Here is a 14229-nt window from a genome sequence, read left to right on the forward strand (position 1 = left end):
TCCTCAATTCCCTCAAGTCCCTCGGGTCCACTGCTGGTTGGTCGCCCCGTTGCACGTGTACGTGATGATCGCGGCGGAGTCGGCGGTGGAAGCGCCGTTCACGTCAAGGCACTCGCCGCTCGCGCGGGACGTGATGGTCACGTAGGAGCCGCTGGTGGTGAGCGACCACTGCTGGCTGGTCGCCGAGGAGCTGCAGTTCTCCTGGGTGACGGTGTTGGCGTTCTCCTGGACGCACAGGGAGCTGCCTCGGACGTTCAGTTGGTAGTAGCCGCTGCCCAGGGACTTGAACCAGTACTTCTGGTTGTTGCCGCCGTTGCAGGTGTACTGCTTGATCTGGGCGCCCGCCCACAGCGACTGGCTGGTCACGTCGGCGCACTTGGAGGAGTGGCGGGCGATCAGCGTGTTGTAGGCGGCGCTCGTTCCGGTGACCGTCCCGGCGGTCGTGTCGACGGTGACCTCCGGGGACCAGGACATGGACATCGTGGTCGAACTCGGGAAGGTCAACGGCAGCCACACATAACGGGAGTCGTTGACCGTGCCGCCGAACGCGTTGCCCCAGCGGTCGCCCATGTAGAGGTACGAGGTGCCCGAACTCCCCTGTACGGGAAGGACGTACGCGGTCTGCGAGCCGTAGGTCGTCGAGTCGCCGACGTTCGTCATCGCCGTCCAGGGGCCCGCGATCGAGGTCGCCGTGGCGTACTGCTGCTGGTTGGGGTTCCAGCCAGTCGCGCCCGAAGTCAGCATGAAATAGACGCCGTTGCGCTTGAAGAGGGCCGGTGCCTCGCGGTGGCCGCCGTGCCAGGGGTCCGCGACCAGGCTCGCGATGCCCGTGTAGTCGGCGGTCAGGCGGTAGATCTGGAGGTCGTAGTTCTCACGGGCTGCCGAGATCATGTAGCCGGCGCCGTCGGTGTCCACGAATACCGTGATGTCACGGGACATGTGCGTGCCGAGCGGCCGGAAGCTGCCCTGCCAGGTGTAGTTGCCGTCGACCGTGTCCGACACGGCGACCGCCGCGCGGGCCTCGCCGTAGTCGACGCCGTTCTCCTTGTGCATCCACATCACGAACTTGCCGGTGGACGCGTTGTACATGACCTTCGGCCGCTCGATGTTCGCGGTCGCCAGTTCCGGGTCGCTCGCCTCGGTGAGGACGTGGTTGCGGAACTCCCAGTTCTTCAGGTCCGTCGAGCGGTAGGCGTCCACGTACCGGAAGGTGTTGTCGGTGTTCCGGTTCTCGCCGAACCAGTAGTAGTACGTGCCGACCTTGATGACCCCGCCGCCGTGCGCGTGCAGGGGGTTCCCGCTGGTGTCGGTGAACTGCGTGCCGTTGGTGACGGTCTGGGGTGCCGCCTGGGCCGGACCGGCCGTGACGAGTGCGCCGGCCAGCGCCAGACAGAGGGCCAGGAGTACCGCGTACGCACGTCTCATCTCAGACACTCTCCTTCGAGGTGTCGGCCACGGGGATGCCGAAGTCGGGGGTGCCGTCGGGCTTCCAGCCGAGCCGTTGAATGCGGGTGTGCCGGTTGGGGTCGTTCAGCGGGTCGCCGACGATGTCCTTGTACTGGCGGGCGTGGTAGACGAGGACATCGGTGCGGCCGTCCTCGGCGACGGTGAAGCTGTTGTGGCCCGGGCCGTACTGCTTGGTGGTGTCGTTGCTCGTGAAGACGGGGGTCGGCGACTTGGACCAGTTCGCGGGGTCCATGAGGTCGCTGCGGGCGTCGGCGGTCAGCAGGCCCATGCAGTAGTTGAAGTCGGTGGCGCTCGCCGAGTAGGACATGAAGACACGGCCGTTGCGCTTGATGACCGACGGCCCTTCGTTGACCTTGAAGCCGATTACTTCCCAGGGCAACTCCGGAGTGGTGAGCCGGACCTGAGGTCCCGTCAGAGTCAGCGGATCCGCCATCTCGGACAGCCAGACCGCGGTGTTGTTGTCCATGCCGGGCTCGTGCTGCGCCCAGGACAGGTACCGGGTCCCCCGGTGGGTGAAGGTGGTGGCGTCGAGGGAGAAGGTCTCCCAGGCCGTCTTCAGCTGGCCCTTCTCGACCCACTCCCCGCGGAAGGGGTCACGGCTCGCGTTCTCCAGCACCCAGATGCGGATGGCCCAGATGTCGTTCGCGGGCGCGGCGGCGAAGTAGACGTACCACTTGCCGTCGATGTGGTGGATCTCCGGCGCCCAGATGTGCGCACCCATGTCACCGCTCGCGTGCTTCGTCCAGATCACGGACTCGGCGGCCCCGGTCAGCCCGCGCAGGGTCCGGGAGCGGCGCAGGATGATCCGGTCGTACTCGGGGGCCGTGGCCGTGAAGTAGTAGTGGCCGTCCCGGTGTCGGTGGATGTGCGGGTCGGCGCGGTTGCGGACGAGCGGGTTGATGTACCGGCCGCCCCGTCCGGCCCCGTCGGCGGCGGCCTCGGCGACTGCGCCCCCGACCCCGGGTACGGCCGTGAGCGCGCCCGCTGCGACGGCGCCCCTCAAAAGGAGTCTGCGGCTGGGGACTTCGGACGGGTCGACGTCATTGCGGCTCATGCGTGTGCCCCTCCACGCTCATGTTCACAATTTCGAACAACATCTGACATTAAGAAACGCCGAAACCGTAAGGGTGCGTTCCGGGGAGGTCAACGGTTCGGGAGAGAACCGGGGAGCGAAACTTTTGCGACCGAAGTTTCTGTTATCGGCCCCCGCCCGAACCCGTCTCCACGGACGTGAACAAGAACATCCGCGTACCGGCGGCAGGGATTCGCGTACGGGCGACAGGGATTCGTGGACGGGCGGCGGGAGTCGGCGGAGCGCTCGCCGTCGTCGTCGCGACAGGAGTCATGGCACCGGGCGCGGTCGCGGCGCCCGCCGGGGCGAAGGACGTCACGGCGGCGGTGCTCGCCGACCGGGACGTGACGCTGAGCGGCGACACCGTGGTGACCGTGCCGGCCGGGGAGACCACGTACGACGGGGTGTTCCGGGGCGAGGGCACGCTCACCGTGCGCGGCTCCGGCACCCTGGTCCTCACCAAGGACAGCGATTTCACGCTGCCCAAGGCCCGGCAACGGCAGCGGATCGCCACCCTGGGCGGCAACCACCCGTACACCACCGTGAGCAACCCGGACCCGCCGGCGATCACCGTCGAGCGCGGGGCGACCCTCCAGTACGGCACGGGCGGCGGCACGGGTCTGATCGGACACTTCCCGTACAACACCCCGGGCTACCAGCTGAACCAGCTCAACGTCAGGGTCGACGGAACCCTGCGGCTCTCCCTCGTACGGACCTTCAACCTCGGCACGATCAGCGGTTCGGGGCTGGTCAGCCAGCCGCGGTTCATGTGGGGCAAGCTCGACATCGCGGGCACGCACCCGTTCACCGGGGTGATCGACAACGGCACCGCGATGGACGCGGGCAAGTCCGAGTACCCGGTGTCCCTGCCGAACGCCCGCGCCATCCTCAACCAGGGCACCTGGACCGTCGACACCCCGCTCGGTCAGACCGTCACCCTGCGGCAGAACTTCTACCAGCGGGAGTACGGCAGCGACATCAACGTCCAGTCGCGGCCCGGCAGCAAGGTCGTACTCACCGGCCAGTACAGCTGGTCGAACCAGGGCGGCGACACGAACCCCTCGCTCAGCGACCCGGCGCTCAACTGGCGGCCCGCGGCGAAGAACGTCAACAAGCGCGGTACCAACATCAAGGGTGCCAACGTGCAGTGGGGCGACGGGACCACGAACAAGATCTTCATGCCGGGGACGGCCGAGACCGTCTACATCAACCTGCTTGCCGCCAGGGCCCGTTCACTGCTCACCTTCGACTACAACGGGCCCGTGACGCTCGGCGCGCCCATCGGCGGCGGCCGGTTCCACGACACACTGTCCGCGCCCGGTGCCGGGGACGTCGTCATCAAGGGGACCAAGGGCAACGACGTCACCTTCGCCGCCGTCCAGTACTACGACGGCTCCACGACCGTCCAGAAGGGTGCGGTCCTGCGGCTGGGCAGCGGAAAGACGGGCGGCGACGGCGGGCTGTACACCAAGGGCGACCTCTACAAGGTGGTCAACAACGGCTCGCTGGTGCTCCGCAACACCTCCAAGCCGCTGGCTCTCTCCCGGATCAGCGGCGGCGGCTCCCTCACACAGTCGGGGGTCGCCACGACGACGCTGACGGGCCCGGCGGTGACGTACACCGGGACGACGACCGTCACGAAGGGCACGCTCGCGCTCGACGGGACGGGCCCGACCCGCAGCAGGGCGATCCGCCTGACGGCTTCCGGCGCGCGGCTCGACGTCCGCAAGGCGCCCGGCGCGGCCCTGAACCTGACGGCCTCCCTGTCCGGCAAGGGCACGGTCGTCGGCTCGGTGACCAGTACGGGCAAGGTCTCGGGCGGGGTGACGGTGACTGGGGATTACACGCAGCGGCCGGGTGGTCAACTCGTCGTAGGTGGCGAGGCGTTGAAGGTCGGGGGCAAGGTGACGCTGGCGGGGAAGCTGGACGCCCGCTCGGGTTCGGAGACCGAGACCGAGACCGATACCGAGACGGAGACGGAGACGGTCACGCTGATCGACCACGCCGGCAAGGCGAGGACGACCGGCACGTTCACCGGGCTGAAGGAAGGCGCTGCGGTCGAGGTGGGCAGGGCCAAGTACCGGATCAGCTACCGGGGCGGTGACGGCAACGACGTCGTCCTGACCGCCGCCACCACCGCGAGCCCGTCCGCGACCGCCCGCGCCGCCGCGGAGTCGGCAGTACCGAAGGCCGCGCGTACGCAGAACGCGGCCGACGAGAGTCCCATACCGCGTGCGTGGTGGCTCGTCGCCGCCGCCCTGGGGCTGCTGGCCACGCTGATGATCCCGGTGACCAGGCGTCGGAGGGCGCGCGCGAGGGGCGGGCGGCACGCATCGGCGCGGTGACGGCCGTACGGCCGGGACCGGGAGACACCCCCTTGCCGGGACGCGGAGAAAAACCCCGCGCGCACTCCCCGGCCCCTTGCTACCGTCCCTGCCATGAAGCGCGCCCATATGACGACGACGCCGGAGAGTGTCCCGGCGCGCTGACTCATGAGCCAGTCCGAAGCCCCGGGGCGAGTGCCCCGGGGCTTCGGCGTTCCCGGTCGCTCGCCCGGACATCTTCCCGTCCACGAGGAGACCGCGACCATGAACGACAACCACACCGACAACAACACCGTCAGCAGCCACGGCCAGGACCACGGCGACCGCCACGACCATCGCAGGCTCGGCCGTGAGCTGGACCTGTTCGACACCGATCCGCTGATCGGGGCGGGGCTGCCGTACTGGCTGCCCGACGGCGCGACCGTACGGCACACCCTGGAGGAGTACATCCGCGGCGAGGAGCGGCGGGCCGGCTACCGGCACGTGTACTCGCCGGTGCTCGGCAAACGGGAGCTGTACGAGATCTCGGGGCACTGGTCACACTACAGCGAGGACATGTTCCCGCCGATGGAGCTGGGCTCGGAGCAGGTCGTGCTGCGCCCGAGCCTGTGTCCCCACCACGCGGTGATCTACCGCTCCCGACCGCACAGCTACCGTGAACTGCCGCTCAGAATGGCGGAGTTGGGCGGCATGTACCGCTCCGAGCTGTCCGGCGTACTCGGCGGCCTCACCCGCGTACGGGCGATCCAGCTCAACGACGCGCACATCTTCTGCACCCTGGACCAGGTGGCCGACGAGGCGGGGGCGGCGCTGGAGATGATCCGCCGGGCCTACGAGGCGCTCGGGATCGACCCGGTCCGCTACCGGCTGTCCCTGCCGGGCCCGGGCGGCAAGTACGTCGCCGCGCCCGAGCTGTGGCGGCGGTCCACCGCACTGCTGACCGAGGTCCTGGACCGCTCGGGGCTGCCGTACGAGGCGGCCGAGGGCGAGGCCGCGTTCTACGGTCCGAAGATCGACGTCCAGGTCGCCGACGGCGCGGGCCGGGAGTCCACCCTCTCCACCGTGCAGGTCGACTTCCACCAGCCCGAGCGGTTCGGCCTGCACTACATCGGCGCGGACGGCGGCAAGCACCGGCCGGTCATGGTCCACCGCAGCATCATCGGCAGCGTGGAGCGTGCCGTGGCGCACCTCGTCGAGCAGCACGGCGGCGCCTTCCCGCCCTGGCTCGCCCCGACCCAGCTGGTGATCCTGCCGATCTCGGACGCGGAGCTCCCGGACGCCGCCTCCCTCGCCCGCCGCTGCGCCGAACGGGGGCTGCGGGCCGAGATCGCCGGCCCGGGGAGCGGTAGCCTGGGCGCCCGCGTCCGGGCGTCCCGTCTGGTCCCGTACCAGGCGGTGATCGGCGCGAAGGAGGCCGTGGACGACCGGGTGGCACTGCGCCTGCGCGACGGCCGCCGCCTCGAACCGCTACCGGCCGAGGAGGTCGTCGACCGGGTCGCCTCACTGACCAGGGCGAACAGCACCGAGCTGTGGAACGGCTCGGCCTGACCGAGGCCCGCAGTCCGTAGCAGGTCAGCTCGGGCCGGAGGGTGCGGCGGGCAGTTCCACCGTGATGCGGATCCCGCCGTCGGAGCGCGGGGTGAGGGTGAGTGTTCCGTCGTGGGCGTGGGTGATGGTCTTGACGATGGCCAGGCCGAGGCCGACGCCCGCGTGGTCGGTGTGTACGCGTTCTGTGCCGCGCTGGAATCGTTCGGTGAGTGTCGAGGCCTGCTGTGGGGTGAGCTTCTCGCCGGTGTTCTCGACGGTGAGCACCACGGTGTCGGGGCGGACGGCGGTGTCGACCCACACAGTGCCCTGTTCGGGCAGGTTGTGGACGATCGCGTTGTGCACGAGGTTCGTGGTCAGCTGCAGCAGGAGCGCGTGCGATCCGAGGGTGGGCGTGATGTCGCCGGACGTTTCGAAGGCGACGCCACGCTTCTCGGCGAGGGGGAGGAGTGTCTCGATGGCTTCCTCCGCCAGGAGGGACAGGTCGACGTGTTCCCGGGTGAAGGACCGCTGGTCGGCGTGGCTGAGCAGGAGCAGTGCTTCGGTGAGGTCGATCGCCCGGGTGTTGACGGCGTGGAGGCGGTCGATGACCACGCCGGCGTCCTGGTATGGATCGGCTCGCGCCACGTCGAGAAGTGCCTTCGAGACCGCCAGCGGGGTGCGCAGCTCGTGAGAGGCGTTGGCCGCGAATCTCTGCTGTTCGGCGACGTGCGCTTCGAGCCGGGCGAGCATCGCGTCGAAGGCGTCGGCGAGTTCGCGGAACTCGTCCTTGCGGCCCGGCAGCCGGATCCGGTGGGAGAGCGATCCGTTCGTGGCGGTTCGGGTGGCGTCCGTGATGCGGGTCAGCGGGGCGAGCATGCGGCCCGCGAGGATCCACCCTCCCACGAGGCCGAACACCAGCAGGAACGCCAGTACCGCGGCCGCCCTCGGAGCGAAGACGCCGAGGAGGACGGACCGGATGGGGAAGACACCATTCGTGAGCGTTTCATCGTCGGCGGTGTTGAGCATCGCCCGATCGGGGACGTACCGCAGGAGGAACACCCACACCGCCGCGAGCAGCAGGACGCCGGCGATCATGAGGAATCCGGCGTAGCTGAGGGTGAGTTTGAGGCGAACGCTCATACCGGGCCGCCTATCCACGGTCCCCTCCCCCGTGCCCGGCCCCGTGTCCCGCCCCTTGTCCGGCCTCCGGTTGCGTGTCGATGCGGTAGCCGACGCCCGGCACGGTGGCGATGATCCAGGGTTCGCCGAGCCGCTTGCGCAGGGCCGAGACGGTGATGCGCACGGCGTTGGTGAACGGGTCGGCGTTCTCGTCCCACGCGCGTTCCAGGAGTTCCTCGGCGCTGACGGTGCCGCCTTCGGCGGCGACGAGGACTTCGAGCACGGCGAACTGCTTCCGGGTCAGCGCGACGTAGCGGTCCTCGCGGTAGACCTCTCTGCGGAACGGGTCCAGGCGCAGACCCGCGATCTCCCGCACGGGCGGCCTGTTGTGGGCGCGTCTGCGGTCGAGTGCTCTGAGCCTGAGCGCGAGTTCCCGGAGTTCGAAAGGTTTCGTGAGGTAGTCGTCGGCGCCGAGTTCGAACCCGGAGGCCTTGTCGTCGAGCCGGTCGGCGGCGGTGAGCATGAGGATCGGCATGCCGCTGCCGGAGGCGACGATGCGTTTGGCGATCTCGTCACCGGAGGGGCCCGGGATGTCGCGGTCGAGGACGGCGATGTCGTACGTGTTGATGCCCAGCAGTTCCAGAGCGGTGTCGCCGTCACCCGCGAGGTCGGCGGCGATCGCTTCCAGGCGCAGACCGTCGCGGATGGCTTCTGCCAGAAAGGGCTCGTCCTCGACGATCAGCACACGCATACGCCCGATGCTACGAGCCGACGCATATCGCCGGCATATCGAAAACCGCATACGTGCCCGCAACACCGCGCTGCCTTGACTGGGGGCATGTCCAGCAGCGAACCAGCAGGAACAGGAACCGGCCGTGGCCGGCTTCGGCCCCGTCGACCGGGAGCCTCCACGCGATGACGACCACCCCCCAGCCGGACACTCAGGAACTCGTGGCCGCCGACGCACGGGACACGGCGGAGACCGGACAGGGCGACGCCGGCCGCCGGGGTGCCGACCCCCGGGGCGGCTCCGTCGCCTGGCGTGCGCGCATCCGCCGGGCGATCCGCGCCGTCTCCCGGCCTGAGCCCTGGAAGCGCGGCCCGGTGCTCGCGGCCCTGGCGGTGCTCCTTGGCCTGCTCATGCTCCTGCACGCGCGGATCCCGGACGGGCTGAAGAACGTCGGCAGCCTGGTGGAGACCTTCCTGCCGTGGTTCGGCCTGTTCGTCCCGGTGCTGCTGGCCGGAGCGCTGTGGCGCCGCTCGGCCTCCACCCTGGTCGCACTGCTGCTGCCGGTCACGGTGTGGCTGAACCTCTTCGGCGGCGTGCTCAGCGACAAGTCCCACCCGGGCGGTGACCTCACCGTGGTCAGCCACAACGTCGGCGCCGGCAACTCCGACCCGGCCGGCACCGCCCGCGACCTGGCCGCCTCCGGGGCAGACGTGCTGGCTCTGGAGGAGCTGACCACACAGGCCCGGGGTGCGTACGAGAAGGGGCTGGCGAAGGCGTACCCGTACCACGCGGTCAAGGGCACGGTCGGGCTGTGGAGCAAGCGCCCGCTGTCGGACACCCGGACGGTCGACGTCGCGATGCTGGGCATGGCCGGACCACTGGCGAGGAACCTGTCGGCCGAGGAGAAGGCGGCCACGCCCCGCGCGCTGCGCACCACGGTGGCCACGGACCAGGGGCCGCTCGCGGTGTACGTGGCCCACTTGGGCTCCGTACGCGTCAATCCCAGGGCGGGCCTGTCGACGAGCCAGCGGGACGACGGCGCGCAGGAGCTCGGCAAGGCCGTCGCGGCCGAGCCGAACGAGCGGGTGGTGGTGCTCGGCGACCTGAACGGCACGACGGACGACCGCGCGTTCGCCGGCCTCACCTCACAGCTGCGCTCGGCCCAGGAGACGGCCGGGGACGGCTTCGGTTTCAGCTGGCCGGCGGGGTTCCCGGTCGTACGGATCGACCAGATCCTGGTCCGCGGTGTGGAACCGCGGAGCTCATGGGTACTGCCGGCCACCGGCAGCGACCACCTGCCGGTGGCGGCCAGGATCAACTTGTGAGCAGCGCGTACGGGCAGGCGCGGTCAGCGCTCGCAGAACTCGGTCTCGACGGCCGCGTCCTCCAGTCGCTGCTCGCCCCAGTCGCCGTCGCGGTTCATGGTCATGACGCGTCGGCCGTCCGCCGAGGCGAGCGTCCGGGTCGCGGAGCCGGGGATCATGCCGCCGTGGCCCCATGCCCAGCAGCCCTCCTTGAGCTTGAAGTGCCGTATGCCGAGGCCGTAGCGGTCCTGCGGACCACCGTGTCCCTTGTCCCCGTCGACGTGGACCGTGTCGAGCAACTGCCGCTGCTGGGCGGGCGGCAGCAGCTCACCGGCCAGCAGCTTGGACAGGAAGGTGTTCACGTCTCCCACGGTCGAGATCAGCTGCCCGGCGGAGAAGGCGACGGTGGGGCTGAACTCGGTGACATCACGCACCTTCGCCTCCGGCCCGTCCTCGAACAGCGTGGAGTAGTGCCTCGCGTGCGGTGCGGGCAGTCGGGGCGAGGCGCCCGGCACGCTCGTACCGCGCAGACCGAGCGGCCGGACGACCAGACGCTCGACCGCCTGCGCGTACGTGCCGCCGGAGGCCTTCTCGACGACCATGCCGGCGAGGACGTAGTTGGTGTCGGAGTAGTCCCACCTGCCTGGCCTGCCGGGCCTGCTGCCCTGCTCCGGCTGGAAGTTGGGCGGGTGGGCGAGCGCGATGTCCACCAGCTCTTCCGGGGACCACCTGGTGTGGCGGTTCCGGTCGAACTCGTCCCCCGCGTACAGGGCGCGGAAGCCCTCGTCCATGTTGTAGTCGAAGATGCCGCTCGTGTGGTTGAGCAGGTGCCGCACGGTGATGTTCCCGGGCCGGTAGCCCTTGCCCCGCACCACCCCGGGCAGCCATTGCTCCACGCTGTCGTCCAGCGAGAGGCTGCCCTCGGCTTCGAGCCCGAGCAGCACCGTGGCGGTGAAGGTCTTGGTCACGCTGGCGATACGGAACTTCTCGCCGGTGCTCCTCGGCCGCTCGGTGGCCAGGTCACCGACACCGGCCCGGCCGTCCCACACACCGCGCGCGTCCCCTACCTGGGCGATGACACCGGGCGTGCCCCGCGCGACGATCTCGTTCAGCACGGCCTGGGTCTTCACGTGCGCGGGCTGGGTGCTCGGGTGTAATCGGGGCGGGGAATGGTGAGTTGGCCCGGCCGGTGCGGCGGTGGCTGCGGTCAGCGTTCCCAGGGCGACGGCTGCGACGGCAAGGGCGACGGGGAGTCCAGGAAAGGACTGTTGACGGCTCATGGGAACAGCTCACCAAGCGGCCGATCGCCCACACCATCGGGAACACCCCGGAAAGGGGTCGGGGACACGACCTAGGGGTCGCTGCCGGCACGAGCCTAGGGCCGCTGCCTGCACGAGCCCGTACGACAGCCGCCAATCGCACCGGAGGGAAACACCAGTGCGGCAGGATGGGGCCCATGATCCGTGCCCTGCGTGCCGTGCGTCTCCTGCCGCTGCTGCTCCTGCCCCTGCTGCTCGTTTCCTGCGGTACGGAGGAGGCGGGAGCCGGGGCCGGCACGGGCGGATCGGCCGATGCCGGCACGGACACGGCAGGTGCCGACGAGGGCACGGGCAGGTCGGACGATCCCGCCGATCCCGCCGAACTCGCCACCCGTGCCGGGGCCTTGGGGATCGCGCCGGAGCTCGTCTATGTCACCGAGGCCCCGGGGTTCGCCGTGGCACAGCAGTCGGTGGGGGTGTTCGGGGGCGACGGGTTCCATGCCGCGTACTTCTCCCAGAAGACCCACGCCCAGTTCGAACTCTTCGTGGACCGGGGCACTTTGAGCGCGGGGAACTGCGCGAAGACCCAAGTGGGGCAGGGGTCGGGCGAGTCGGTCGCCTGTGAGCGCGACGGGGACGCCTGGTACCGGAAGGCCGGTGGCCGGCACGAGTACGCCCTGCCGCGCGACGGCCATGTGATCCGGCTCGTCGGTGACGCGAACCGGCTGGACCGCGCCCTTCTGCGCGAGGCCGCAAAGGCGACCCACCACCCGGACGCCGCCGAGCTGACCGCCCTCCTGCCACCGGCGCCCGAGGGCACCGCCACCGAGCCGGTCGAGCGCGGGGACCTGCCGCCGGTCGGCGACGGGGCGCCCAACAACGAGGTGGGCGCGTCGGGTTGAGCGACCGGCCCGCCGGACCGAAAATTTCGGACTCCCGCCTCTGCCGCCGGTCCTCCGACCCGTGCGCCGGCGCACCATAGAGTCGGATCCCATGGCAGCGCAGCGCCCAGAACCCCGTGTCCTCGTCCACACCCGCACCACGGACTACCGCCACGAGTCGATACCCGACGGTATCGCCGCCGTGCGGTCGCTCGGTGCCGCGCACGGCTTCACCGTCCACGCGACGGAGGCCCCCGACTTCTTCGACGCCCCCGTCGGCCGGTACGCGGCCGTCGTCTTCCTCTCCACCAGCGGCGACATCCTGACGCCCGCAGGCCGGGAGCACCTCGCCGCGTACGTCGAGGCGGGCGGCGGCTTCGTAGGAGTGCACGCGGCGGCCTGTACGGAGTACGACTGGCCCTACTACGGCGAGTTGCTCGGGGCCAGGTTCGCGCGGCACCCCGACCACCAGCCGGGCAAGGCGGTGGTGGAGGACCGCGATCACCCCGCGACCCGGCATCTGCCCGCCGTCTGGGAGTTCACCGACGAGTGGTACGACTTCCGCACGAACCCGCGCGACGCGGTGCGCGTGCTCGTCTCCGCCGACGAGTCCTCGTACGACGGAGGCGGCATGGGCGACGACCATCCGCTCGTGTGGTGCCGCGAACAGGGCGCGGGCCGGGTCTTCTACACCGCCCTCGGCCACGCCTCGGAGGCCTACGAGGATCCGGCCTTCCGGCAGCATCTGCTCGGCGGAATCGGCTGGGCGGGGCGAATCCGCACTCCGTGAGAGGCGGACGGCCCCTCATTACTCTGTGAGAGGCGGGCGGCCCCTCGGTCGTCACCCCCGCCGCACACCTCCCGGCCTCCGAAGCCGCCGCACGACCGACAGCGGCACCGCACCCGGCCTCTGCGTCTTCCGGTCGGCAGGGTCGGCAGGGTCGGCCGCGACCTCGGAGGCGGCGAACTCGGCTTCCCACAGGGCGAGTTCGCGATCCCGGGGCCCGTGCACGACCGCGGGCTCCCCCGCCCCGAAGACCCGTACCGGATGCGTGGCGTCCCACACCGGCCACCCAGGATCCCCCTCGACGGCGAACCGCACCCACGCCGAGTGCATCTCGTCGGCGAGAGCCTGCGGTGCGCCGGGCCCGGCGAGCTTCGCGGCCTCGGGCACGTCGGCCGTGTCGAAGACGAAGCCGAGCTCCAGGGCGTGGCAGGCGCCGAGGCCGGGGACGTTGGAGGGCCAGGCGAACTCGTAGACGTACGAGGGTGCCGGGTGGGCGTCCGCCAGGCGGTGCAGCGGTACGCGGAGGAGATAATCGGTGACCAGTTGGCCCACCAGGTCGGCGGTGCTCGCGTCGGGATGGGCCAGCCGGTAGCCGCGCGGGACCTCGGGGCCGCAGCGGCAGCGGGCCATCGCGCCGGCCAGGGCGACCGGGCCGAGCCGGTCGATGCGTTCCAGGAGGCCGGTGGGCGCGAGCCACAGCCGGTACTCCTCGCTGGTCCAACCGAGCAGCAGGTCGACGTCCCGGGCCGCGTCGCCGTCGAGCAGGGCCTCCAGCGGGTCGCGCGGCACGAGGTCTCCGTCGACGACGATGCCGAACGCGGGACCCCCGAGGACCGGGCTGGCACGGCGGCCGACCTCGGCCTGCGCCTCGGCCAGGGCGGCCCGGTCGACGGCGGCGAACGCCTCGGCGGTCGCGGGGATCTTCAGCCGCGTGGCCATACGCCGCACCAGGCGCCGCACCTTGTCCCGTTCTGTCACCTCGGGCGGGCCGCTCTGCAGCGCGGCCCGCAGGAACAGCCCCTTGGCGCGCGGGCTCGCCAGCAGCGCCCCGATGCTGATCGCACCGGCGGACTCGCCGAAGACGGTCACCCGGTCCGGGTCACCGCCGAACTCCGCGATCGCGTCCCGCACCCACTCCAGCGCGGCGAGCTGGTCGCGCAGGCCAGGGTTGGCGGGGGCGTCCGGGAAGAGGCCGTAACCCTCAATGCCCAGGCGGTAGTTGAGGGAGACGAACACCAGGCCGTCGCGGGCGAAGGACCGGCCGTCGTACACCGGGACCGCCGACGAGCCGCGGGTCAGCGCCCCGCCGTGGATCCACACCATGACGGGCAGGCGGGCGCCTGGGCCCGGCTCGGGCGTCCACACGTTCAGGTTGAGGATGTCGTCACCCGGCACGACCGGGTCGGAGAGCAGCTTCGCGAAGGCCTCGGAGTACGGCGGCTTGGGTGGCGTCGGCCCGAACTCACCGGCGTCGCGCACGCCGTCCCACGGCTCGGGCGGGACGGGCGGCCGGAAGCGGCGGGGGCCGAAGGGAGGGGCGGCGTAGGGGATGCCTCGGAACACGGCGAGGCCGTTCTCGTGACGGCCTCGGACGGCACCGTAGGGGGTGCTGACCACGGGACCCTCGGTCATTCGACCATCTCCTCACCTGAGCGGGAACCACAGGGCCCGCCCCCTCAGCGCATCACACAATCCCTGTGTCACGCAGCCCAAGAGCGGCTCCTGGAGCTGCCCCAGGGCTGTTCAGGACGGCCCAAGG

General features: G+C 70.6%; 11 protein-coding genes. 5 read left to right on the plus strand and 6 right to left on the minus strand.

Features of this window, described 5'->3' with window-relative positions; all coding sequences use genetic code 11:
* Positions 1–12: 12 nt before the first annotated feature.
* Both QF035_RS14095 and QF035_RS14100 read right to left on the minus strand, forming a co-directional pair.
* Positions 13–1425: an RICIN domain-containing protein gene (locus QF035_RS14095; RefSeq protein WP_307520613.1), complete on the minus strand. Its 1413-nt coding sequence runs from the start codon at positions 1423–1425 to the stop codon at positions 13–15.
* 1 nt (position 1426) lies between these two features.
* Positions 1427–2521, minus strand: coding sequence for a glycoside hydrolase family 43 protein (locus QF035_RS14100; RefSeq protein WP_307520615.1), 1095 nt, complete (start codon positions 2519–2521; stop codon positions 1427–1429).
* A 290-nt stretch (positions 2522–2811) separates the two neighbouring features.
* Between QF035_RS14100 and QF035_RS14105 the strand changes: the two genes are divergently transcribed.
* Entirely contained in the window at positions 2812–4884 is a 2073-nt protein-coding gene (locus QF035_RS14105) for an autotransporter (RefSeq protein WP_307531108.1), read from the plus strand.
* A gap of 243 nt (positions 4885–5127) precedes the next feature.
* The gene (gene thrS / locus QF035_RS14110; protein ID WP_307520616.1) at positions 5128–6411 is read left to right on the plus strand and encodes a threonine--tRNA ligase; all 1284 of its coding nucleotides are present in this window, start codon (positions 5128–5130) and stop codon (positions 6409–6411) included.
* Between the two features lie 24 nt (positions 6412–6435).
* On the opposite strand, the gene QF035_RS14115 is transcribed toward thrS, so the two are convergent.
* Both QF035_RS14115 and QF035_RS14120 read right to left on the minus strand, forming a co-directional pair.
* Positions 6436–7530 (minus strand): sensor histidine kinase, encoded by a 1095-nt coding sequence (locus QF035_RS14115; RefSeq protein ID WP_307520618.1) that lies wholly within the window; start codon positions 7528–7530, stop codon positions 6436–6438.
* Positions 7531–7540: 10 nt separating this feature from the next.
* Positions 7541–8260, minus strand: a complete 720-nt coding sequence (locus tag QF035_RS14120; RefSeq protein WP_307520619.1) for a response regulator transcription factor — start codon at positions 8258–8260, stop codon at positions 7541–7543.
* 164 nt (positions 8261–8424) lie between these two features.
* On the opposite strand from QF035_RS14120, the gene QF035_RS14125 reads away from it, so the two are divergent.
* Positions 8425–9564, plus strand: coding sequence for an endonuclease/exonuclease/phosphatase family protein (locus tag QF035_RS14125; RefSeq protein WP_307520621.1), 1140 nt, complete (start codon positions 8425–8427; stop codon positions 9562–9564).
* Positions 9565–9587: 23 nt separating this feature from the next.
* On the opposite strand, the gene QF035_RS14130 is transcribed toward QF035_RS14125, so the two are convergent.
* Positions 9588–10823: a serine hydrolase domain-containing protein gene (locus QF035_RS14130; protein ID WP_307520622.1), complete on the minus strand. Its 1236-nt coding sequence runs from the start codon at positions 10821–10823 to the stop codon at positions 9588–9590.
* Between the two features lie 176 nt (positions 10824–10999).
* Here QF035_RS14130 and QF035_RS14135 point away from each other — a divergent pair, with 176 nt between their 5' ends.
* Positions 11000–11704 carry a hypothetical protein gene (locus tag QF035_RS14135; protein WP_307520624.1) on the plus strand — a complete coding sequence of 235 codons (705 nt, stop codon included), beginning with the start codon at positions 11000–11002 and terminating at the stop codon, positions 11702–11704.
* Between the two features lie 91 nt (positions 11705–11795).
* On the plus strand, positions 11796–12473 hold the full coding sequence (locus tag QF035_RS14140) for a ThuA domain-containing protein (RefSeq protein ID WP_307520625.1): 678 nt from the start codon (positions 11796–11798) through the stop codon (positions 12471–12473).
* A 51-nt stretch (positions 12474–12524) separates the two neighbouring features.
* Here the strand turns inward: QF035_RS14140 and QF035_RS14145 are convergent, their stop codons facing one another.
* Positions 12525–14102 carry a carboxylesterase/lipase family protein gene (locus QF035_RS14145; RefSeq protein WP_307520627.1) on the minus strand — a complete coding sequence of 526 codons (1578 nt, stop codon included), beginning with the start codon at positions 14100–14102 and terminating at the stop codon, positions 12525–12527.
* Positions 14103–14229: the final 127 nt, after the last annotated feature.

This window comes from Streptomyces umbrinus, from assembly GCF_030817415.1.
Lineage (GTDB): Bacteria > Actinomycetota > Actinomycetes > Streptomycetales > Streptomycetaceae > Streptomyces > Streptomyces umbrinus_A.

What these genes read in the sequence shown, in the direction of transcription:
- QF035_RS14095 (WP_307520613.1), bottom strand. Translation starts at nt 1,425, where the DNA reads ATGAGACGTGCGTACGCGGTACTCCTGGCCCTCTGTCTGGCGCTGGCC.
- QF035_RS14100 (WP_307520615.1), bottom strand. Translation starts at nt 2,521, where the DNA reads ATGAGCCGCAATGACGTCGACCCGTCCGAAGTCCCCAGCCGCAGACTC.
- QF035_RS14105 (WP_307531108.1), top strand. Translation starts at nt 2,812, where the DNA reads ATGGCACCGGGCGCGGTCGCGGCGCCCGCCGGGGCGAAGGACGTCACG.
- thrS (WP_307520616.1), top strand. Translation starts at nt 5,128, where the DNA reads ATGAACGACAACCACACCGACAACAACACCGTCAGCAGCCACGGCCAG.
- QF035_RS14115 (WP_307520618.1), bottom strand. Translation starts at nt 7,530, where the DNA reads ATGAGCGTTCGCCTCAAACTCACCCTCAGCTACGCCGGATTCCTCATG.
- QF035_RS14120 (WP_307520619.1), bottom strand. Translation starts at nt 8,260, where the DNA reads ATGCGTGTGCTGATCGTCGAGGACGAGCCCTTTCTGGCAGAAGCCATC.
- QF035_RS14125 (WP_307520621.1), top strand. Translation starts at nt 8,425, where the DNA reads ATGACGACCACCCCCCAGCCGGACACTCAGGAACTCGTGGCCGCCGAC.
- QF035_RS14130 (WP_307520622.1), bottom strand. Translation starts at nt 10,823, where the DNA reads ATGAGCCGTCAACAGTCCTTTCCTGGACTCCCCGTCGCCCTTGCCGTC.
- QF035_RS14135 (WP_307520624.1), top strand. Translation starts at nt 11,000, where the DNA reads ATGATCCGTGCCCTGCGTGCCGTGCGTCTCCTGCCGCTGCTGCTCCTG.
- QF035_RS14140 (WP_307520625.1), top strand. Translation starts at nt 11,796, where the DNA reads ATGGCAGCGCAGCGCCCAGAACCCCGTGTCCTCGTCCACACCCGCACC.
- QF035_RS14145 (WP_307520627.1), bottom strand. Translation starts at nt 14,102, where the DNA reads ATGACCGAGGGTCCCGTGGTCAGCACCCCCTACGGTGCCGTCCGAGGC.